Annotated in this window: 14 protein-coding genes and 1 tRNA gene; 13 read left to right on the top strand and 2 right to left on the bottom strand. The window is 63.4% G+C overall.

Annotation, left to right across the window (positions count from 1 at the left end; all coding sequences use genetic code 11):
- Positions 1 to 535: 535 nt before the first annotated feature.
- Positions 536 to 1,321 (bottom strand): SDR family oxidoreductase, encoded by a 786-nt coding sequence (locus tag QJT78_RS28805; protein ID WP_028152877.1) that lies wholly within the window; start codon positions 1,319 to 1,321, stop codon positions 536 to 538.
- A 134-nt stretch (positions 1,322 to 1,455) separates the two neighbouring features.
- Between QJT78_RS28805 and QJT78_RS28800 the strand changes: the two genes are divergently transcribed.
- Together QJT78_RS28800 and QJT78_RS28795 are read left to right on the top strand one after the other, a co-directional pair.
- Entirely contained in the window at positions 1,456 to 2,154 is a 699-nt protein-coding gene (locus QJT78_RS28800) for a histidine phosphatase family protein (protein ID WP_038942316.1), read from the top strand.
- 69 nt (positions 2,155 to 2,223) lie between these two features.
- On the top strand, positions 2,224 to 2,991 hold the full coding sequence (locus tag QJT78_RS28795; RefSeq protein ID WP_028152878.1) for an SDR family oxidoreductase: 768 nt from the start codon (positions 2,224 to 2,226) through the stop codon (positions 2,989 to 2,991).
- A gap of 200 nt (positions 2,992 to 3,191) precedes the next feature.
- Here QJT78_RS28795 and QJT78_RS28790 read toward each other — a convergent pair whose 3' ends face one another.
- On the bottom strand, positions 3,192 to 4,415 hold the full coding sequence (locus QJT78_RS28790; protein WP_028152879.1) for a serine hydrolase domain-containing protein: 1,224 nt from the start codon (positions 4,413 to 4,415) through the stop codon (positions 3,192 to 3,194).
- A gap of 152 nt (positions 4,416 to 4,567) precedes the next feature.
- On the opposite strand from QJT78_RS28790, the gene QJT78_RS28785 reads away from it, so the two are divergent.
- The 11 genes from QJT78_RS28785 to QJT78_RS28735 all read left to right on the top strand — a co-directional run bounded on the left by QJT78_RS28785 (position 4,568) and on the right by QJT78_RS28735 (position 20,773).
- Positions 4,568 to 4,643, top strand: a tRNA-Trp gene (locus tag QJT78_RS28785).
- 345 nt (positions 4,644 to 4,988) lie between these two features.
- Positions 4,989 to 5,180 (top strand): preprotein translocase subunit SecE, encoded by a 192-nt coding sequence (gene secE / locus QJT78_RS28780; RefSeq protein ID WP_007611620.1) that lies wholly within the window; start codon positions 4,989 to 4,991, stop codon positions 5,178 to 5,180.
- A complete protein-coding gene (gene nusG / locus QJT78_RS28775; RefSeq protein ID WP_038942315.1) occupies positions 5,180 to 5,737 on the top strand; it encodes a transcription termination/antitermination protein NusG in 558 nt (185 codons plus the stop codon). Before secE ends, nusG begins: the two co-directional genes overlap by 1 nt.
- A 131-nt stretch (positions 5,738 to 5,868) precedes the next feature.
- On the top strand, positions 5,869 to 6,297 hold the full coding sequence (gene rplK / locus QJT78_RS28770; RefSeq protein ID WP_006611824.1) for a 50S ribosomal protein L11: 429 nt from the start codon (positions 5,869 to 5,871) through the stop codon (positions 6,295 to 6,297).
- 6 nt (positions 6,298 to 6,303) lie between these two features.
- Entirely contained in the window at positions 6,304 to 6,996 is a 693-nt protein-coding gene (gene rplA, locus QJT78_RS28765; RefSeq protein ID WP_014494487.1) for a 50S ribosomal protein L1, read from the top strand.
- Positions 6,997 to 7,098: 102 nt separating this feature from the next.
- The gene (locus QJT78_RS28760; protein WP_028152881.1) at positions 7,099 to 8,052 is read left to right on the top strand and encodes a 2-hydroxyacid dehydrogenase; all 954 of its coding nucleotides are present in this window, start codon (positions 7,099 to 7,101) and stop codon (positions 8,050 to 8,052) included.
- Positions 8,053 to 8,636: 584 nt separating this feature from the next.
- Positions 8,637 to 9,155, top strand: coding sequence for a 50S ribosomal protein L10 (rplJ, locus tag QJT78_RS28755; RefSeq protein ID WP_028152882.1), 519 nt, complete (start codon positions 8,637 to 8,639; stop codon positions 9,153 to 9,155).
- 54 nt (positions 9,156 to 9,209) lie between these two features.
- Positions 9,210 to 9,587 carry a 50S ribosomal protein L7/L12 gene (gene rplL / locus QJT78_RS28750; protein ID WP_028152883.1) on the top strand — a complete coding sequence of 126 codons (378 nt, stop codon included), beginning with the start codon at positions 9,210 to 9,212 and terminating at the stop codon, positions 9,585 to 9,587.
- A gap of 485 nt (positions 9,588 to 10,072) precedes the next feature.
- Positions 10,073 to 14,191 (top strand): DNA-directed RNA polymerase subunit beta, encoded by a 4,119-nt coding sequence (gene rpoB / locus QJT78_RS28745; RefSeq protein WP_028152884.1) that lies wholly within the window; start codon positions 10,073 to 10,075, stop codon positions 14,189 to 14,191.
- Between the two features lie 129 nt (positions 14,192 to 14,320).
- Positions 14,321 to 18,517 (top strand): DNA-directed RNA polymerase subunit beta', encoded by a 4,197-nt coding sequence (rpoC, locus tag QJT78_RS28740; RefSeq protein ID WP_038942314.1) that lies wholly within the window; start codon positions 14,321 to 14,323, stop codon positions 18,515 to 18,517.
- 192 nt (positions 18,518 to 18,709) lie between these two features.
- Positions 18,710 to 20,773 (top strand): FAD-dependent oxidoreductase, encoded by a 2,064-nt coding sequence (locus QJT78_RS28735; protein WP_028152886.1) that lies wholly within the window; start codon positions 18,710 to 18,712, stop codon positions 20,771 to 20,773.
- The last annotated feature ends 66 nt before the right edge of the window (positions 20,774 to 20,839 follow it).

Here is a 20,839-nt window from a genome sequence, read left to right as displayed (position 1 = left end):
TCCCCGGGGAGAGCACGACATAAGCCGTTCCAACCATTGCGCAGGGAAGGCCGGGATGCTCCGGTTGCCCTGTTACCCGCTGTGCATTGTAGCGCAGACTACTCATGGCATGGCGGTCCATGGGAGCCAATCGGCTCCCGGTCTTCCCTGCGCCCTCTTTCAATTGGGGGTGAGGCATCGAGGCAAAGCTCGGGTGAAACAAGCCGCGAGGATGCGATGGTGTGTCTGCGATGAAGGTGCGAATAATGAAGCGGCCGTGTCACCCCACACTCCGTCATTGCGAGGAGCTCTTGCGACGAAGCAATCCAGACTGCCTCCGCGGAGGGATTCTGGATTGCTTCGCTGCGCTCGCAATGACGATGAAACAGCTGCGTACCAAAGCGCACTCTCGTGCCCCGGACGCAGCGCAGCACGAAGTGATGCGCTGCAGAGCCGGGGCCCATGCATCATCGAGGCGCGCGGTCCGCTGGGTCCCGGCTCTGCGCAGCAACGCTAAGAGGCGTTGCAGCGCGTCCGGGACACGAGAAAGCGCGTGCTAAACCGGCTTGCCCGTATACGGCATCGACGCAGTCAAACCACCGTCCACCGGGAACGCCTGGCCATTCACATACGACGCCTCGTCGCTGGCCAGGAACAGCCCCATCGCCGCGAGCTCGTGCGGCTGGCCGGGGCGCTTCAACGGATTGAGCTGGCCGATCTTGTCCTGGGTGCCGCGCTCCTTGGCGCGGTCGAAGATCGGTTTGGTCATGCCGGTCTCGATCAGGCCCGGGCACACCGCGTTGATGCGCACGCCGGTGCCGGTGAGCGAATACGCCGTGGTCTGCACCAGGCTGATCACGCCGGCCTTGCTCGCCGCATAGGGATGCCCGCTAGCGCCGGCCTTGAGGCCCGCGACGGACGCCGTGAGCACGATCGCGCCGGACTGCTGCTTCACCATGTGCGGCATCGCATGCTTCACCGCGAGGAACGGGCCGATCAGGTTGACGCGCAGCACCTCCTGCCACTGTTCCACGGTCTGCTCGCCGAGCGGCACGAGCCCGCCGGAGACGCCGGCATTGGCCCAGATCACGTCGAGCCGGCCGTGCGTCTTCACCGCCTTGTCGATGACGGCCATGACGTCCTTTTCGGAGCCCGCGTCCGCCACCATGGCTTCCGCGACGCCGCCGGCCTTCTTCACCTCGTCGACAGTCTCCTTCACCGCCTCGGTGCGATCGACCGCGATCAGCTTGGCGCCTTCTCTGGTGAAGAGGAGTGCGGCGGCGCGGCCGATGCCGCTGCCGGCGCCGGTGATGATGACGGATTTGCCTTGCAAACGGCCCATGCGTTTCTCCCTTTGGTATGCTGCGCGACGCTTGCCGCGCGACGGAATTTCAAACAAGATTTCAAACGGTAAAGTGTCTTGAGACACGTTCACACCTGACGTACAGCGACATCAAACGGGATGGAAGGGTTTCGATGGCAGCCGCAGAAAAGCCGAATGTGGTCACGACGCGATGGTGGTGGGTCCGTCATGCGCCGGTGCGCAATGACGGCGGCAACATTTACGGGCAGAGCGATCTCGCCTGCGACACCAGCGACACCTACGTCTTCAATGCTGTTGCCAGGGTGCTGCCACGCAAGGCGGTCTGGTATTCGAGCAATCTGATGCGCACCCACCAGACCGCGGAAGCGATCTGGGCGGCCGGTTACCCGAAGCCTGCGTCGATGAAATGGGAAGCAGACCTGGCCGAACAGAATCTCGGCCGCTGGCAAGGCATGAACCGCGCCCAGTTCATCGCGAGCCGCCCCGTCGGCTCGAGCTGGTTCGCCGACATCAACGAGCCCGCGCCCGGCGGCGAAAGCTTCATGGATCTCTACAACCGCACGCGCCGCACCGTCGAGCGGATCAACAACGAGGCGGCCGGGCAGGACGTCATCGCGGTTGCGCATGGCGGCACCATCAAGGCGGCGATCGGCCTCGCGCTCGACGGCCAGGTGGAGCGGGCACTGTCGTTCGACATCGACAATGTATCGATCACTCGGCTCGATTATTTCTCGAGCTCCGAGCGCTCGGTCTGGCGCTTGCCGATGGTCAACCAGCAGCCGTGGATCGCTGATGACGCGCACGCCGAGATGCATCAGCCGGCGGGGCCGGAAGTCAAGAAGCTCGCCTGACGCCATTGTCCGCGCGCGCGGACGCGGCGTAGGCTTCAAGCCAATCAAAACGTACTCTGGGAGAGAAACATGACCTTGTTCGACATGAAGGGAAAAGTCGCCGTCATCACCGGCTCGACGCGCGGCATCGGGCTTGCGATCGCCGAGCGCATGGCCGAGCACGGCGCCAAAGTCGTGATCTCCTCGCGCAAGGCCGACGTCTGCGATCAGGTTGCGAAGGGCATCAACGACAAGTTCGGCAACGGCACGGCGGTTGCGATCGCCGCCAACATCTCGTCGAAGGAAAATCTGCAAAACCTCATCGACGAGAGCAACCGCGCCTTCGGCAAGATCGACGTGCTGGTCTGCAACGCCGCGTCGAACCCGTATTACGGTCCGCTCGCCGGCATCTCCGACGATCAGTTCAGGAAGATTCTCGACAACAACATCGTCGCCAACAACTGGCTGATCTCGATGGTGGTGCCGCAGATGATCGAGCGCAAGGACGGCTCGATCATCATCGTCTCCTCGATCGGCGGCCTCAAAGGCTCGACCATTCTCGGCGCCTACGCGATTTCCAAGGCCGCCGACATGCAGCTCGCGCGCAACCTCGCCTGCGAGTACGGCAAGCACAACATCCGCGTGAACTGCATCGCCCCCGGCCTGATCAAGACCGATTTTGCCAAGGCACTGTGGGACAATCCGGAGAATTTGAAGGCCTCGACCTCGCGCTCGCCGCTGCTGCGCATCGGCATCCCCGACGAGATCGCCGGCGCCGCCGTGTTCCTGGGATCGAAGGCCGGCGACTTCATGACCGGCCAGACCATGGTAATCGACGGCGGCGCGACGATCAGTTGAGGTGGTCGAAGTGGGAGGGGGCAAGCAGCCCACCCCAACATCGGTGTCATCGCCCGCGAAGGCGGGCGATCCAGTATTCCAGAGACCGGCAATAGAGTGCTCGCTCTCACAACATCCGCCGCGGCGTACTGGATGCCCCGGTCAAGCCGGGGCATGACAGCGATTGTGCAGATGCAACGCCGCGTCTAACTGGCGTCTCCTCAATCCACCGCCGCGTAAACCAGATCCCGCACCAGCGTCCGCGTGTGGTCGCGCTGCCCCGGTCCCTGCGACATAAACACGACGAACAGATCCTCCTTCGGGTCGATCCAGAAGAACGTCCCCGCAATGCCGCTCCAGAAATACTGGCCGACGCTGCCGGGGAACGGCGCGATGCCGGCCTCGCGGCGCACGGCGAAGCCGAGGCCGAAGCCGTGGCCCGGCGACAGCAGTGTGCCGTTGGTCACGACGTGCGGCCCGAGATGATCGGATGCCATCAGCTCCAGCGTCTTGCGGCCGATGATCCTGTTGCCGTCGAGCGTGCCGTCGTTGCGCAGCATCAGCGCGAAGCGGGCATAGTCCATCGTGGTCGAGACCAGACCGCCGCCGCCGGACTCCATCACCGGCTGCTCGAGCATGTTGAACAACGCGACCTTGTCGCCGGTCCAGGGATCGGCTTCGAACGGCTGAGCGAGCCGGCCGGCATTGGCTTCGCTGGTGGAGAAGGCGGTTTCAGTCATCTGCAACGGCGCGAGGATGCGCTCGGTGAGGAACGCGCCGAGCGATTTGCCGCTGACGACCTCGATGATGCGGCCGAGGATGTCGGTGGAGCGGCTATAGTTGAACTCGTCGCCGGGATGGCAGACCAGCGGGAAGCTTGCCGCCAGCGCGGCATGCTCGGCATTGGTGATCTTGCGGCTGCGAACGCGGGACTCCTGGTAGAGCTTGTGCACGGGGCCGTCGCCCTGGTGCTCATAGGTGAGACCAGAGGTGTGGCGGAGCAGGTCCTGCACCGTCATCGGCCGCCGGGGCGGAACCAGTTCCAGCTTGCCGCCGCTGACCACGCCGACCTTCTGGTCCGCGAACTCCGGAATGAACTTGGCGACGGGATCGGCGAGCAGCAAATGGCCATCCTCGACCAGCGCCATGATGCCGACCGAGACGATCGGCTTGGTCATCGAGAAGATCCGGAAGATCGAATCAAGCGCCATCGGCGCGGCTCCCGCCGGGCTCTGCTTGCCAAGCGCCTCGAACCAGCCGACCTGGCCGCGCCGGGCGACCAGCACGGTCACCCCGGGAATGGTTCCCTTGTCGATCTCGCGCTTGAAGGCGTCCGACATCGCCTGGAGGCGAGGGCGCGACAGGCCCAGCGTTTCCGGCCTGGCCTCGGGCAAAGGCGGGGTTTTCGGCGCGGTGGCGGCTTGGGCGGCGGCTGTGGCAGTCATGTTCACTCCCGGGGGCACATTATTATCGGGAATGAACTCTGGCCCAGAAGGCGCGGCACAAACAAGCGAAGCCAGCGCGCTTCACCCTTGCAAACCAGCCGTCCCCTGTGCTTGAAAGCGCCCCTGATCCGCGTGGCGACGCGAGGGTCCGTAGGAGTGTAGCTCAATTGGTAGAGCACCGGTCTCCAAAACCGGGGGTCGCAGGTTCGAGCCCTGCCACTCCTGCCAGCTAATCCCAGACAATCAGGATCGACAGGCAGGACGGCGGCGGGCTGACAAGCTCGGACCGTGGATCATGCGGACCGGGTAAGCCCTTGATCCGGATCGGGTCCGCTGGCCTCGGCCGCGCGTGTCCCGGCCAGCCCACATCTTGACCTTTGGCCTCATCCGCAGTATCTACCCCGCACTCGCAGCCGGCCCGTTAAAAGCGGATTTCCGGCGCGGCTTTGAAATCCCCGAACAATCGAGCCCGGTTTCCCGGCTCATCCTTCGAGACAGAGGGCTGGGCCAACGGCGGCTGTTCGGATCCCTGAAATTCATTCGCGTCTGTCGACGGACGTTGGACATCAAACGATGGCAGTCAGCCCGTTCAAGTTCTTGCAGGAAGTGCGCTCGGAGACCGCGAAGGTCACCTGGCCGACCCGTCGTGAGACCACGATCACCACTATCATGGTGTTCGTGATGGTCGCCGTGGCCTCAATCTTCTTCTTCGCCGCCGACCAGATCATCCGTTACCTCATCACCTTCCTTTTGGGCATTCACTGATGGCAACAGCCGCTGCAACCCAATCGTCCGACAAGCGCTGGTACATCGTCCACGCCTACTCGAACTTCGAGAAGAAGGTCGCCGAATCGATCCGCGAGCAGGCCAAGCAGCGCGGGCTCGAGGAGTTGTTCGAGCTGGTGCTGGTTCCGACCGAGAAGGTCACGGAAGTGCGCCGCGGCCGCAAGATCGACGCCGAGCGCAAGTTCTTCCCGGGCTACGTGCTGGTGAAGATGAAGCTGACCGACGAGGCGTTTCATCTGATCAAGAACACCCCGAAGGTCACGGGCTTCCTCGGCGCCGAGAACAAGCCGATGCCGATCTCGGAAGCCGAGGCTATGCGCATCCTGCACCAGGTGCAGGAGGGCGTGGAACGGCCGAAGGCGTCGGTGTCGTTCGAGATTGGCGAGAACGTGCGCGTGGCCGATGGCCCGTTCGCCTCGTTCTCGGGTGTGGTCGAGGAAATCGACGAGGCGCGCTCGCGCGTGAAGGTCGCAGTGTCGATCTTCGGCCGCGCCACGCCGGTCGAACTGGAATTCGGTCAGGTCGAGAAGGTCTGATCGATTGAGGCGTGAGGCTTCGGTCTCACGCTAGCAAGAGGCCGTGGGAGGGAGAGGGCGGTTGCCAGCCGCATCCGACCCAGACCACGAACCTGAAACCGCCGGCCTGGCCGGCACAACAGGAGTGATACATGGCAAAGAAAGTGACCGGATACCTGAAGCTTCAGGTCCCGGCCGGTGCGGCGAATCCTTCGCCCCCGATCGGTCCCGCGCTTGGTCAGCGCGGTCTCAACATCATGGAGTTCTGCAAGGCGTTCAACGCGCAGACCCAGAAGGAAGAAAAGAACACCCCGATTCCCGTCGTGATCACGATCTACGCCGATCGTTCGTTCACGTTCGAGATGAAGACGCCCCCGATGTCCTTCTTCCTCAAGCAGGCCGCCAAGATCCAGTCCGGCTCGAAGGCGCCGGGCCGCGACAAGGCCGGCAAGGTGACCAAGGCGCAGGTGCGCGAGATCGCCGAGAAGAAGATGAAGGATCTCAATTGCGATTCCATCGAGTCGGCCATGAAGATGGTCGAGGGCTCTGCCCGTTCGATGGGTCTGGAAGTGGCGGGGTAAGCGGTCATGGCAATCGGAAAGCGTTTGAACAAAGCCCGCGAAGGTGTTGACCGCGAAAAGCTTTACCCGCTCGCGGACGCCATCAAGATGGTCAAGGAACGCGCCAAGGCGAAGTTCGACGAGACCATCGAGGTCGCGATCAATCTCGGCGTCGATCCGCGTCACGCCGACCAGATGGTCCGCGGCGTCGTGACCCTGCCGAACGGCACCGGCCGTACGCTCCGCGTCGGCGTGTTCGCCCGCGGCGCCAAGGCCGATGAGGCCAAGGCTGCGGGTGCCGACGTCGTCGGCGCCGAGGACCTGGTCGAGAAGGTGCAGAACGGCTCGATCGATTTCGACCGCTGCATCGCCACCCCCGACATGATGCCGCTGGTCGGCCGTCTCGGTAAGGTGCTCGGCCCGCGCGGCCTGATGCCGAACCCGAAGATCGGCACCGTGACCATGGACGTCACCGGTGCGGTGAAGGGTGCCAAGGGCGGCTCGGTCGAGTTCCGCGTCGAGAAGGCCGGCATCTTGCAGGCCGGCGTCGGCAAGGCCTCGTTCTCCGAGGAGAAGCTGGTCGAGAACATCAAGGCCCTGGCCGATGCTGTCTCGAAGGCGAAGCCGGCTGGCTCCAAGGGCACCTACATCCAGCGCGTTGCGGTGTCCTCGACGATGGGCCCCGGCGTGAAGGTCGAGCCGGGCACGATTCTCGGCTGAGGTTTGGAAATTGCATGAGGCGAGGGGCGGAATTGGGCAACCGATTCCGCCCCTCGTCGTTTGTGGCGTTCATCGGAAGCAAGAACCGGGAAACAAGAAAAAATGGCTGACAAGGTCCTGATCTACTCGCGCTTCCCGAAGACGATGATGGCGCGCTTCGCCGAGCGGTTCGAACTGCTCGACACCGGCGGCAAGCCGGCGCGCGAGGTGTTTTCGGCCGATGAGCTTGGCGGTATCCGCGCGATGCTCACCGCTGGTGGCTCGCCGCTCGGGGCAGAGGCGATGGACCTGTTCCCAAAGCTCGGCGCCATCGTCTGCTACGGCACCGGCTATGACGGCGTCGACCTGAAGGCGGCCGCCGCCCGCAACATCGCGGTCGGGCACAGCCCCGGTGCCAATGCGGCCTCCGTCGCCGACATCGCGATGACCCTGATGCTGGCGACGACGCGGCGGATCCTGGTCGCCGACCAATATGTCCGGAGCGGCGATTGGGCGGCGTCAAAGCAGTCGCCGATGATGCGCCCGCAGGCCGGCATGCCCGGCCGCCGTATCGGCGTCTACGGCATGGGCGAGATCGGTCGCAAGATCGCGGCGCGCTGCGCCGCCTTCGAGAGCGAGGTCGGCTATTTCAGCCGCAGCAAATACGATCTGCCCTATCAATATTTCCCGACGCTGGAGGCGCTGGCCGACTGGTGCAGCGTGCTGATGATCGCGGTCCGGGCAGGGGCCGAGACCCAGCACGTCGTCAACGCCGATATGCTCGGGCGACTCGGGGAGCACGGCTATGTCGTCAACATCTCCCGCGGCTCGGTGATCGACGAGAAGGCCCTGGTCGCTGCGCTCTCCGACAGGACCATCGCCGGCGCCGGCCTCGACGTCTTCGAGAAGGAGCCGCGCGCCCCCGACGCGCTGACGGCGCTCCCCAATGTCGTGTTCGCCCCGCATATCGGCGGCCACACCCTCGAATCGCACGTCGCCATGCAGAACTGCGTGCTGGCGAACCTGACGGCCTTCTTCGCGGGCGAGCCGCTGCCATATGGGGTCAAATCGGGCTGAATCGGCCCTTGTCGGGCCGCCTCAAGCCCGGCCGGCGACGGATTGGAACTGGTGCGAATTTTGCTCTTGGCAAGCGGGCTCCGAGCGGTTAAAGAACCGCTTCCGGACGTGCCGGCCTCGGCTGGCGCGTTCGTGCACGCATTCCGAAAACCCGACAAGGCAGGAGATCATTCCTTTTCAGGACGTCCGTGAGGATTTGCCCGAAAAGGAAGGAAAGCCCGTCGGTTGGTGGAGTGCGGGCAGGGGTCGGACGGTTCACCGGCTGACCTTGTCCTGTCCAAGACTGCAGGCGCCCGCGGGAAATTTCGATTTCTCAACGGCTTAATCGTATGGCCTGCATAGACGGGTGAAGACCGGATTTCACTTCGCGCCTAGCTTTAACGGCTGGCTTGCGAAACGGGTCTGGTTCGGACCTCGACACGCCGTGGGCCTTAAGGGCTCCCGGAGGGCAGGCTTTGAATTGTCGTCTCGCCCGGCGCGTGTCCAAGGGGTTTTGGCCCCGAGGTTCAGGTTTTGGGTGGGACGATGGGTGCAACCCGGCGGTCCCGCTTCTCGCGATGACCGCCAACCGGAAAGAGCTTGCTGTGGAACGAGCGGCAAAAAAGGAAGCGGTCGAACAGCTCAATGGGGTCTTCAAGACCACGAGCGTCGCGGTCGTTGCTCAATATTCCGGCCTGACCGTTGCCCAGATGCAGAAGCTGCGTATGCAGATGAAGCAAGCTGGCGCCTCGGTGAAGGTCTCGAAGAACCGTCTCGCCAAAATTGCTCTTGAAGGCACCGACGTCGTTGCCATCGGCCCCATGCTGAAGGGACCGACCGTGATCGCCACTTCGAACGATCCGGTAGCGGCGCCGAAGGTCGCCATCGAATTCGCCAAGGCGAACGAAAAGTTCGTCATCATTGGCGGCTCGATGGGGAAGACCGTCCTGAATGTCGACGGCGTGAAGGCGCTTGCCTCGCTGCCGTCGCTTGATGAACTGCGCGCCAAGATCGTCGGCCTGCTTGTGGCCCCGGCGACCAAGATCGCTCAGCTCGCCAATGCGCCCGCGGGCAAGCTCGCGCGCGTCATCCAGGCTCATGCCTCAAAGGGCGAAGCGGCCTGACGCCCTTCGCAAAACTCAAACCCGAACCAGACTTACACTCAAGGAAACTGAACAATGGCTGACTTGCAGAAGATCGTTGACGACCTCTCGAGCCTCACCGTGCTCGAAGCTGCCGAACTCGCGAAGCTCCTCGAAGAGAAGTGGGGCGTTTCGGCTGCCGCGGCTGTCGCCGTGGCCGGCCCGGCTGGTGGTGGCGCTGCCGCTGCTCCGGCTGAAGAGAAGACCGAGTTCACGGTCGTTCTTGCCGCCGCCGGCGACAAAAAGATCGAGGTCATCAAGGAAGTCCGCGCCATCACCGGCCTGGGCCTGAAGGAAGCAAAGGACCTCGTCGAGGGCGCGCCGAAGCCTGTCAAGGAAGGCGTGAACAAGGACGAAGCCGAGAAGATCAAGGTCCAGCTCGAGAAGGCTGGCGCGAAGGTCGAGCTCAAGTAAGCAACGCTTACTGGCGCGAGATCCCGGGGCGAGCATCAGCGAGACCGGGGTCTCGGTCCACCCTCTCAAAGGGGTGGGCAATATGCAAAAGGCGTGCGACGGAACGTCCCGACGCAGGTCGAACACGAAAAAGTGTGAGGATTTGAGGGTTAACCCCTCGAATCTTCACTATTGTCGCCCCATATCGGTTCGGCAGCACGAAAGCGCGGTGGGCAGGGATGCCGGATTTCCCTGTAAGCCGTTGGGAGAGCAGGCTATTTCGGGCTTTTGCAGTCCGTGAAGACAATCGTTGTGACGGGCGGGCGTGCCTATGCGCCCCGCGCGTCGTTTTGCGTTTTGAAGGTCTGAAGAGCAGATTCAGGACATGACGGCCTGAAACTGGATTTTTGGTCCCCAAAGCGGGTTCGAAAAATTCAACCCGGGGAGCGGCGGCAGCTGCGTTCCGGACGGCGCGCCCAGAGCGGGCGACGAAATGAGAGGCCACGATGGCGCAGCAGACATTCACCGGTCGCAAACGCGTTCGCAAGTTTTTCGGACACATCAAGGAAGTTGCCGAGATGCCGAACCTCATCGAGGTTCAGAAGGCGTCCTATGACCAGTTCCTGATGGTCGACGAACCCGCGGGCGGGCGTCTCGACGAGGGCCTGCAGGCGGTGTTCCGCTCGGTGTTCCCGATCTCCGACTTCTCGGGCACCTCGATGCTGGAATTCGTCCGCTACGAGTTCGAGCAGCCGAAATATGACGTCGACGAGTGCCGCCAGCGCGGCATGACCTTCGCGGCCCCCCTCAAGGTGACGCTGCGCCTCATCGTGTTCGATATCGACGAGGAAACCGGCGCGAAGTCGGTGAAGGACATCAAGGAGCAGGACGTCTACATGGGCGACATTCCGCTCATGACGATGAACGGCACCTTCATCGTCAACGGCACCGAGCGCGTCATCGTCTCGCAGATGCACCGGTCGCCCGGCGTGTTCTTCGACCACGACAAGGGCAAGACCCATTCCTCGGGCAAGCTGCTGTTCGCCGCCCGCGTCATCCCGTATCGCGGCTCCTGGCTCGACATCGAGTTCGACGCCAAGGACATCGTCTATGCGCGTATCGACCGTCGCCGCAAGATTCCGGTGACGTCGCTGATGTTCGCGCTCGGCCTCGACGGCGAGGCGATCCTGTCCACGTTCTACAAGAAGATTCTCTACAAGCGGACCAAGGAAGGCTGGCGCGTTCCGTTCGACGCCAACCGTTTCCGCGGCTACTCGACCATCAACGACCTGATCGACGCCGACACCGGCAAGGTCGTGCTCGAGGCCGGCAAGAAGCTCACCGTGCGCGGTGCGCGTCAGATGCAGGAGAAGGGCCTGAAGGCGCTGCGGCTGTCCGATGAGGAGCTCGTCGGCAACTATCTCGCCGAGGACCTCGTCAACCCGAAGACCGGCGAGATCCACGCAGAAGCCGGTGAAGAGATCACCGACAAGTCGATGAAGGCCCTCAACGAGCAGGGCTACAAGGAACTGCCGCTGCTCGACATCGACCACGTCAATGTCGGCGCCTATATCCGCAACACGCTCTCGGCCGACAAGAACATGACGCGCGAGGACGCGCTGTTCGACATCTACCGCGTGATGCGTCCGGGCGAGCCGCCGACGCTGGATTCGGCGCAGGCGATGTTCCAGTCGCTGTTCTTCGACGCCGAGCGCTACGACCTGTCCGCGGTCGGCCGCGTCAAGATGAACATGCGCCTCGACCTCGATGCGCCCGACACCCAGCGTACGCTGCGCAAGGAAGACATCCTCTCCGTCATCAAGACGCTGGTGGATTTGCGCGACGGCAAGGGCGAGATCGACGACATCGACCATCTCGGCAACCGCCGTGTGCGCTCGGTCGGCGAGCTCATGGAGAACCAGTACCGCATCGGCCTGCTGCGCATGGAGCGCGCGATCAAGGAGCGCATGTCCTCGGTCGACATCGACACGGTCATGCCGCAGGACCTGATCAACGCGAAGCCGGCGGCTGCCGCCGTGCGCGAGTTCTTCGGTTCCTCGCAGCTCTCGCAGTTCATGGACCAGACCAACCCGCTGTCGGAGATCACCCACAAGCGCCGCCTGTCGGCGCTTGGACCGGGCGGTCTGACCCGCGAGCGCGCCGGCTTCGAGGTGCGCGACGTGCATCCGACGCATTACGGCCGCATCTGCCCGATCGAGACGCCGGAAGGTCCGAACATCGGCCTGATCAACTCGCTCGCGACCTTCGCGCGCGTGAACAAGTACGGCTTCGTCGAGACGCCGTACCGCAAGGTCAAGGACGGTCGCGTCACCGACGAGGTCGTGTACCTCTCGGCGATGGAAGAGGGCCGCTACACGGTCGCGCAGGCCAACGTGCCGCTCGACCCGAAGGGCCGCTTCACCGAAGATCTCGTGGTCTGCCGTCACGCCGGCGAAGTCTTGCCGGTGACGCCGGACAAGGTCGACTACATGGACGTGTCGCCGAAGCAGCTCGTTTCGGTTGCCGCGGCGCTGATCCCGTTCCTCGAAAACGACGACGCCAACCGCGCGCTGATGGGCTCGAACATGCAGCGCCAGGCGGTGCCGCTGGTTCGCGCCGAGGCGCCGTTCGTCGGCACCGGCATGGAAGGCGTGGTTGCGCGTGACTCGGGCGCCGCGATCGCGGCGCGCCGTTCGGGCGTGATCGACCAGATCGACGCGACCCGCGTCGTCATCCGCGCCACGGAAGATCTCGATCCGACCAAGTCGGGCGTCGATATCTACCGTCTGATGAAGTACCAGCGCTCCAACCAGTCGACCTGCATCAACCAGCGTCCGCTGGTGAAGGTCGGCGACATCGTCAAGAAGGGCGACATCATCGCCGACGGTCCGTCGACCGATCTCGGTGAGCTCGCGCTTGGCCGCAACGTGCTGGTCGCGTTCATGCCGTGGAACGGCTACAACTTCGAAGACTCGATCCTGCTCTCCGAGCGGATCGTGAAGGAAGACGTCTTCACCTCGATCCACATCGAGGAATTCGAGGTGATGGCCCGCGACACCAAGCTCGGCCCTGAGGAAATCACCCGCGACATTCCGAACGTCTCGGAAGAAGCGCTGAAGAACCTCGACGAAGCCGGTATCGTCTACATCGGCGCGGAAGTGCGCGCCGGCGACATCCTGGTCGGCAAGATCACGCCGAAGGGCGAAAGCCCGATGACGCCGGAAGAAAAGCTTCTGCGCGCCATCTTCGGCGAAAAGGCCTCCGACGTTCGCGATACCTCGCTGCGCGTTCCTCCGGGCGTGCAGGGCACGATCGTGGAAGTGCGCGTGTTCAACCGTCACGGCGTCGACAAGGACGAGCGTGCGCTGGCGATCGAGCGGGAAGAGATCGAGCGTCTGGCCAAGGACCGCGACGACGAGCAGGCGATCCTGGACCGCAACGTCTACAACCGTCTTGCCGAGCTCCTCGAGGGACGGCAGGGCATTGCGGGCCCGAAGGGCTTCAAGAAGGACACCAAGATCACCCGTGCGGTGCTCGAGGAGTACCCGAAGTCGCAGTGGTGGCTGTTCGCTTCGCCGAACGACAAGCTGATGGCCGAGATCGAGGCCATGCGGAAGCAGTACGACGAGTCGAAGAAGGGGCTGGAACAGCGCTTCCTCGACAAGGTCGAGAAGCTTCAGCGCGGTGACGAATTGCCGCCCGGCGTGATGAAGATGGTCAAGGTCTTCGTCGCGGTGAAGCGCAAGATCCAGCCTGGCGACAAGATGGCCGGCCGCCACGGCAACAAGGGCGTGGTGTCGAAGATCGTGCCGATCGAGGACATGCCGTTCCTCGAAGACGGTACGCATGCCGACATCGTGCTCAATCCGCTCGGCGTGCCCTCGCGCATGAACGTCGGACAGATCCTCGAGACCCATCTCGGCTGGGCTTGCGCCGGCCTCGGCAAGCGTATCGGCCAGACGGTCGATGCCTATCTGTCGAAGCAGGACATCAAGCCGCTGAAGGAAACCTTGAAGAAGGTCTACGGCGAGGACGAGACGATCAAGTCGCTCAACGACAACGAGTTGATCGAGCTTGGTCACAATCTGAGCCGCGGCGTGCCGATCGCGACGCCGGTGTTCGACGGCGCCAAGGAAGCCGACATCGAGGAGATGCTGAAGCTTGCCGGTCTCGACGCTTCGGGTCAGTCGACCGTCTATGACGGCCGTACCGGCGATGCCTTCGATCGCAAGGTGACGGTGGGCTACATCTACATGCTCAAGCTGCACCATCTCGTGGACGACAAGATCCACGCGCGTTCGATCGGTCCGTACTCGCTCGTCACCCAGCAGCCGCTGGGCGGCAAGGCGCAGTTCGGTGGCCAGCGCTTCGGTGAAATGGAAGTGTGGGCGCTCGAGGCTTACGGCGCGGCGTACACGCTCCAGGAGATGCTGACGGTGAAGTCGGACGACGTCGCCGGCCGTACCAAGGTGTACGAGGCGATCGTCCGCGGCGACGACACGTTCGAGGCCGGTATTCCGGAATCGTTCAACGTGCTGGTCAAGGAAATGCGCTCGCTCGGCCTCAACGTCGACCTGCACAACTCCAAGGTGGGACCGGCGCCGACGTCGGAAGCAGCCGAGTAATACGACCTTTCATGCCCGGCCTTCACGGCCGGGCATCGGCGCCCCTCCCGAGGCCTTGAGGGCAGGGCGCCCCGATTGAGTGATTTTCGAATTTGCGGCCGTAGGCGACCGGCACGCGAGGAGAAGACGATGAACCAAGAAATTATGAATCTCTTCAACCCGACGACTCCGGCTCAGGTCTTCGACCAGATCCGGATTTCGATCGCGTCTCCTGAGAAGATTCTGTCCTGGTCCTACGGCGAGATCAAGAAGCCGGAGACCATCAACTACCGTACCTTCAAGCCCGAGCGCGACGGCCTGTTCTGCGCCCGCATCTTCGGGCCGATCAAGGACTACGAGTGCTTGTGCGGCAAGTACAAGCGCATGAAGTACAAGGGCATCATCTGCGAGAAGTGCTCGGTCGAGGTCACGCTGTCGCGCGTCCGGCGCGAGCGCATGGGCCATATCGAGCTCGCAGCCCCCGTCGCCCACATCTGGTTCCTGAAGTCGCTGCCCTCGCGCATCGGCCTTCTGCTGGACATGACGCTGAAGGATCTCGAGCGGATCCTCTACTTCGAATATTACGTCGTGCTCGAGCCGGGCCTCACCGCGCTCAAGGACCGTCAGCTGCTGTCGGAAGATGAGTATCTGAAGGCGCAGGACGAGTACGGCCAGGATTCCTTCACCGCCATGATCGGCGCGGAAGCGATCCGCGAGCTGCTCAAGGGCATGGACCTCGAGAAGCTCGAAGCCACCTTGCGCCTCGAGATGCAGGAGACCGACTCCGACATCAAGCACAAGAAGCTCGCCAAGCGCCTGAAGATCGTGGAAGCGTTCCGCCACTCCGGCAACAAGCCGGAATGGATGATCATGACCGTGGTTCCGGTGATTCCGCCGGACCTGCGTCCGCTGGTGCCGCTGGACGGCGGCCGCTTCGCGACCTCGGACCTCAACGACCTCTACCGCCGCGTCATCAACCGCAACAACCGCTTGAAGCGGCTGATGGAGCTGCGCGCGCCGGACATCATCATCCGCAACGAGAAGCGCATGCTTCAGGAAGCGGTCGATGCGCTGTTCGACAACGGCCGCCGCGGCCGCGTCATCACGGGTGCCAACAAGCGCCCGCTGAAGTCGCTCGCCGACATGCTCAAGGGCAAGCAGGGTCGCTTCCGTCAGAACCTGCTCGGCAAGCGCGTCGACTATTCGGGCCGTTCGGTGATCGTGGTCGGTCCCGAGCTGCGCCTGCACCAGTGCGGCCTGCCGAAGAAGATGGCGCTCGAGCTGTTCAAGCCGTTCATCTACTCGCGGCTTGACGCCAAGGGCCTGTCCACCACGGTGAAGCAGGCGAAGAAGCTGGTCGAGAAGGAGCGGCCCGAGGTCTGGGACATCCTGGACGAGGTGATCCGCGAGCATCCGGTGCTGCTCAACCGCGCACCGACGCTGCATCGTCTCGGCATTCAGGCGTTCGAGCCCGTGCTGATCGAGGGCAAGGCGATCCAGCTGCATCCGCTGGTCTGCGCCGCGTTCAACGCCGACTTCGACGGCGACCAGATGGCCGTGCACGTTCCGCTGTCGCTCGAGGCGCAGCTGGAAGCGCGCGTCCTGATGATGTCGACCAACAACATCCTGCATCCGGCGAACGGCCAGCCGATCATCGTGCCGTCGCAGGACATCGTGCTCGGTCTCTACTACGTCTCGATCATGCGCGAAGGCCTGCCCGGCGAGGGCAAGATCTTCGGCGACATGGCCGAGCTCGAGCACGCGCTGCACGCGAAGGTCATCCACCTCCACACCAAGATCAAGTATCGGTGGCAGGGCATGGACGAGACCGGCAAGGTCTCGACGCGCTGGATCGAGACCACCGCGGGTCGCGTTATGCTCGGCAACCTGCTGCCGAAGAACCCGCGGATTTCGTACGAGATCATCAACAAGCTGATGACCAAGCGCGAAATCTCGGGCGTGATCGACCAGGTCTACCGTCACTGCGGCCAGAAGGAGACTGTGATCTTCTGCGACCGCATCATGGCGCTCGGCTTCTACAACGCGTTCAAGGCCGGCATCTCGTTCGGCAAGGACGACATGGTCGTGCCGAACTCCAAGTGGAAGATCGTCGACACCACCCGTACGCTGGCGAAGGATTTCGAGCAGCAGTACAACGACGGTCTGATCACCCATGGCGAGAAGTACAACAAGGTCGTCGACGCCTGGTCGAAGGCCACGGAAGAAATCGCCAAGGCGATGATGAAGGAGATCTCCTCGACCAAGAAGACGGCGAGCGGGGCGGATGCCGACATCAACTCGATCTACATGATGGCTCACTCCGGTGCCCGCGGTTCGCCGGCCCAGATGCGCCAGCTCGCCGGCATGCGCGGCCTGATGGCCAAGCCGTCGGGTGAGATCATCGAGACGCCGATCATCTCGAACTTCAAGGAAGGCCTCTCGGTGCTCGAGTACTTCAACTCGACCCACGGCGCCCGTAAGGGCCTCGCGGACACCGCGTTGAAGACCGCGAACTCGGGCTACCTGACCCGTCGTCTCGTCGACGTGGCGCAGGACTGCATCATCACGCAGAACGACTGCGGCACCAAGCTCGGCATCAAGATGCGCGCCATCGTCGATGCCGGCACCGTGGTCGCCTCGCTCGGCTCGCGCATCCTCGGCCGCACGGCCTGCGAAGACGTGCGTGACAGCTCGGGCAAGGTGATCATCAAGCGCGGTACGCTGATGGAAGAGAGCCATCTGGACGCCATCCACCAGGGTGGCGTGCAGGAGGTGAAGATCCGCTCGGCACTGACCTGCGAGCTCGTCAACGGCATCTGCGGCATGTGCTACGGCCGCGACCTCGCCCGCGGCTCGCCGGTCAACCACGGTGAAGCCGTCGGCGTCATCGCGGCGCAGTCGATCGGCGAGCCCGGCACCCAGCTGACCATGCGCACCTTCCACATCGGTGGTGCGGCGCAGCTCAACGAGCAGTCGTTCGTCGAATCCAACTTCGACGGCAAGATCGTGATCAGGAACAAGGCCATCGCCCGCAACAGCGAAGGTCACCTGGTCGCGATGGTCCGCAACATGGTGATCGCGATCGTCGATGCCGACGGCACCGAGCGTGCGACGCACCGTATCCAGTACGGTTCGCGCCTGCACGTCGACGAGGGCGACACCGTCAAGCGCGGCCAGCGCATCGTCGAGTGGGATCCCTACACTCGTCCGCTGCTCACCGAAGTCGAAGGTACCATCGGCTTCGAGGATCTGGTCGAGGGGCAGTCGATCTCGGAAACGCTCGACGAGGCCACCGGCATCGCCAAGCGCGTGGTCATCGACTGGCGCTCGACCCGCGGCGGCGCGGACCTGCGTCCGGCTATCGTGGTCAAGGGCAAGGACGGCAAGGTGCTCAAGCTCGCCCGTGGCGGCGATGCCCGCTACATGCTGTCGGTCGATGCTATTCTCTCGGTCGACGTCGGAGCCAAGGTCAATACGGGCGACATCCTCGCCCGTGTCTCGACCGAAAGCGCCAAGACGCGTGACATCACCGGCGGTCTGCCGCGGGTGGCGGAACTGTTCGAGGCACGGCGTCCGAAGGATGCGGCGATCATCGCCGAAATCTCGGGCACCATCCGGTTCGGACGCGACTACAAGAACAAGCGTCGCATCTCGATCGAGCCGATGGACAAGACCGACGAGGCACGCGAGTACCTGATCCCGAAGGGCAAGCACATCCACCTTCAGGACGGCGACGTCGTCGAAAAGGGCGACTTCATCGTCGAAGGCAACCCGGCGCCGCACGACATCCTGGCGGTCAAGGGCATCGAGGAGCTCGCGGCCTATCTGGTCAACGAGATCCAGGAGGTCTACCGGCTCCAGGGCGTGCTCATCAACGACAAGCACATCGAGGTGATTGTCCGTCAGATGCTCCAGAAGGTGGAAGTCACCGACCAGGGTGACACGGACATGATCTCCGGCGAGCAGGTCGACAAGATCGAGTTCGACGTGCTCAACGAGAAGGCGAAGGAAGAGGGCAAGAAGATCGCTACGGGAACGCCGGTTCTGCTCGGCATCACCAAGGCGAGCCTCCAGACCCGCTCCTTCTTCTCGGCGGCCTCGTTCCAGGAGACCACCCGCGTCCTCACGGAAGCGGCGGTCAACGGCAAGGTCGATCCGCTCGAAGGTCTCAAGGAGAACGTCATCGTCGGCCGGCTGATCCCGGCGGGCACCGGCGCCTCCATGGCCAAGATCCGCGAAGTCGCGATGAAGCGCGACAAGCTGATCCTGGACGAGCGCGAGAAGCAGGCGGCCGTCGTGTCGCCCGCGCCGGAAGCGGAGCTTCCTGCGCTGCCTCCCGCGGAATAATCGTTCATCCGTAGGAATACCGAGGACAATGAAAAGGCCGGCGTAAGCCGGCCTTTTTGCTGCTTTGTTTGCCTGTTGCGGTGCAGGATCAACCTTTGTTCATCTTTCCTTCAGGCGCAAAAGCGCTTCTGCTAAGGGAAGTTAGACCGGTGGTCCCGTGACGGGGGCAGGGCCGGAGACCACGGAACTCATATGCTTGATCTCGCAATCGTAGGCGGCGGCCCCGGCGGGCTGATGAGCGCCTGGTACTTGAAGCGTAAGCTCGGCGACCTCTGCCGCATCACCATCTACGAGGCCTCCGACCGGCTCGGCGGCAAGATCGTCACGCGTAAATTCGATTCCGCGCCGGCGATGTACGAGGCCGGCGTTGCCGAGATCTACGACTACTCGATGACCGGTCCCGATCCGCTGCGCGAGCTGATTCAGCATTTCGGACTTCAGACCATTCCGATGGACGCCGAGCAGGTGCAGTTCGGTGGCGAGCTCCTCAACGACGTCGCAGGTATGCGCCGCAAATACGGCGCCAAGACTGCGGCGGCGATCGAGGCGTTCCGCGAGCGCTGCGCCGAGGCGATGACGCCGATCGAATATTACGAGGGCGTCGGCGCGCACGACAACGAGAATCCCTGGGCCTACAAGACCGCCGAGCAGGTGCTCGACGAGGAGGTCGAGGACGAAACCGCAAAGCGTTTCTTCAAGGTGATGGCGCGCTCCGACATCGCGACCGAAAGCCACAACACCAACGGGCTCAACGCGCTCAAGAACTATCTGATGGATGTCGACGGCTATATCGGCCTCTATTCCATCCAGAACGGCAATGAGCAGCTGATCGAGTGCCTGCAGTCGGAGGTCAACGCCGACGTCCAGCTCAATCACCGCGTGCTCACCGTAGGCAAGGCGTCGACCGGCCGCTACCAGCTGAAGATGATGAACGGCAAGGGGCCGGAGACGCGCGACTTCGACCTCGTGCTGGTCTGCCTGCCGCATTCGTGGCTCGCGACCATGGGCTGGGAAGGCGAGCAGCTCCGCAAGTCGATGGTCAAGCACGTCTCGTATTTCGATCGTCCCGCACACTATCTGCGCGTCTCAATCCTGTTCGACACGCCGTTCTGGGGCGAGAAGATTTCCGGCGCCTGGTTCATGTCGGAAGCCTTCGGCGGCTGCTGCGTCTACAACGAGGGCGCGCGCCATGACGTCGGCAAGCACGGCGTGCTGAACTGGCTGATTCCCGGCTCCGACGCGCTGGCCTTCGCCAATCTGTCGGATCAGGAACTGATCGACGCCGCACTGAAATCGCTGCCCGCCTCGCTCGGCGATGCGCGTTCGCATTTCGTGGAAGGCAAGATCCACCGCTGGCTGTCGTCGGTGAACGCCATCCCCGGCGGTCTGCCCGTGCGCGACGTCATGACCAATCACCGGCCGGAGCCGAAGGAGCATCCCGGCATCGTGGTGGTCGGCGATTATCTGTTCGACTCCACGCTGAACGGTCTGCTCGACTCCTCGGACGCGGCGACCGACATCATCCTGACCGAGATGATGCGCCTGCGCCGCGAGCGCGCACAGGAGGAGGGCGAGCCGGTCTCGGACAAGATCGACCGCGACTATTTCGAGAATTATCGCGGCCTCGGTCCCTACAGCGAAGCCTGGCGCCACTTCACCGATCCCGATTATCTGACCAGGCTGATCGGCATCGTCTGGGGCAAGGCCAAGGGCGCCAAGCTGCTGGTCGCGGGCTCGGCCAGCGGCGAATTGGTCGGCGCGCTGCGCGATCGCGGCATCGACGCCTTCGGCATCGAGAACAACCGCGCCATCCACGCCAGGACGCCGAAGGCGCTGAAGAAGTACAACAAGCTCGGCTCGATCACCGACATGCCGTTCAAGGACGGCGCCTTCGACTTCGTGTTCGAGACCAGCCTCTGCCATGTTTCCCCGAAGCAGGTGGTCCGCGCGATCCGCGAACTGAACCGCGTGGTCAAGACTGGCCTCGTGTTCGGCTCGATCACCTCGGACATGGCTTCGGTGGTGATCGACCGCTACGACCTGCTGCGCGGCGTCAAGAAGCTCGGCACCTGGTGGGAATGGTCCGAGCTGTTCTTCGGCAACGGCTTCGACCTGTCGATGCACCGCAAGGACTGCACTGATGCGCTCTGGGAGGCGACGCTTGCCGCCAACAAGGGCCCGGGCCAGTGGTACGCCGACGCCGACAGCCTGCGTTATTCCTTCTTCGACAAGGTCGAGGATGAGGACGACGACTAGAGACAGGATCGGACCGGCCTAGCCAATTGCTTTGCCGAATTCGTCATGATCGCATAGAATCGGTGC

The sequence above is a fragment of the Bradyrhizobium sp. Mp27 genome (assembly GCF_029953005.1).
In the GTDB taxonomy this organism is placed as follows: Bacteria; Pseudomonadota; Alphaproteobacteria; order Rhizobiales; family Xanthobacteraceae; genus Bradyrhizobium; species Bradyrhizobium barranii.
The sequence above is the reverse complement of the archived record's forward strand: the minus strand, read 5'-3'. Positions and strand labels throughout refer to the sequence as shown.

Bases quoted from the DNA above. Each gene is read 5' to 3' on its own strand.
- QJT78_RS28805 (WP_028152877.1), bottom strand. From the start codon at position 1,321: ATGGGCCGTTTGCAAGGCAAATCCGTCATCATCACCGGCGCCGGCAGC.
- QJT78_RS28800 (WP_038942316.1), top strand. From the start codon at position 1,456: ATGGCAGCCGCAGAAAAGCCGAATGTGGTCACGACGCGATGGTGGTGG.
- QJT78_RS28795 (WP_028152878.1), top strand. From the start codon at position 2,224: ATGACCTTGTTCGACATGAAGGGAAAAGTCGCCGTCATCACCGGCTCG.
- QJT78_RS28790 (WP_028152879.1), bottom strand. From the start codon at position 4,415: ATGACTGCCACAGCCGCCGCCCAAGCCGCCACCGCGCCGAAAACCCCG.
- secE (WP_007611620.1), top strand. From the start codon at position 4,989: ATGGCAGTCAGCCCGTTCAAGTTCTTGCAGGAAGTGCGCTCGGAGACC.
- nusG (WP_038942315.1), top strand. From the start codon at position 5,180: ATGGCAACAGCCGCTGCAACCCAATCGTCCGACAAGCGCTGGTACATC.
- rplK (WP_006611824.1), top strand. From the start codon at position 5,869: ATGGCAAAGAAAGTGACCGGATACCTGAAGCTTCAGGTCCCGGCCGGT.
- rplA (WP_014494487.1), top strand. From the start codon at position 6,304: ATGGCAATCGGAAAGCGTTTGAACAAAGCCCGCGAAGGTGTTGACCGC.
- QJT78_RS28760 (WP_028152881.1), top strand. From the start codon at position 7,099: ATGGCTGACAAGGTCCTGATCTACTCGCGCTTCCCGAAGACGATGATG.
- rplL (WP_028152883.1), top strand. From the start codon at position 9,210: ATGGCTGACTTGCAGAAGATCGTTGACGACCTCTCGAGCCTCACCGTG.
- rpoB (WP_028152884.1), top strand. From the start codon at position 10,073: ATGGCGCAGCAGACATTCACCGGTCGCAAACGCGTTCGCAAGTTTTTC.
- rpoC (WP_038942314.1), top strand. From the start codon at position 14,321: ATGAACCAAGAAATTATGAATCTCTTCAACCCGACGACTCCGGCTCAG.
- QJT78_RS28735 (WP_028152886.1), top strand. From the start codon at position 18,710: ATGCTTGATCTCGCAATCGTAGGCGGCGGCCCCGGCGGGCTGATGAGC.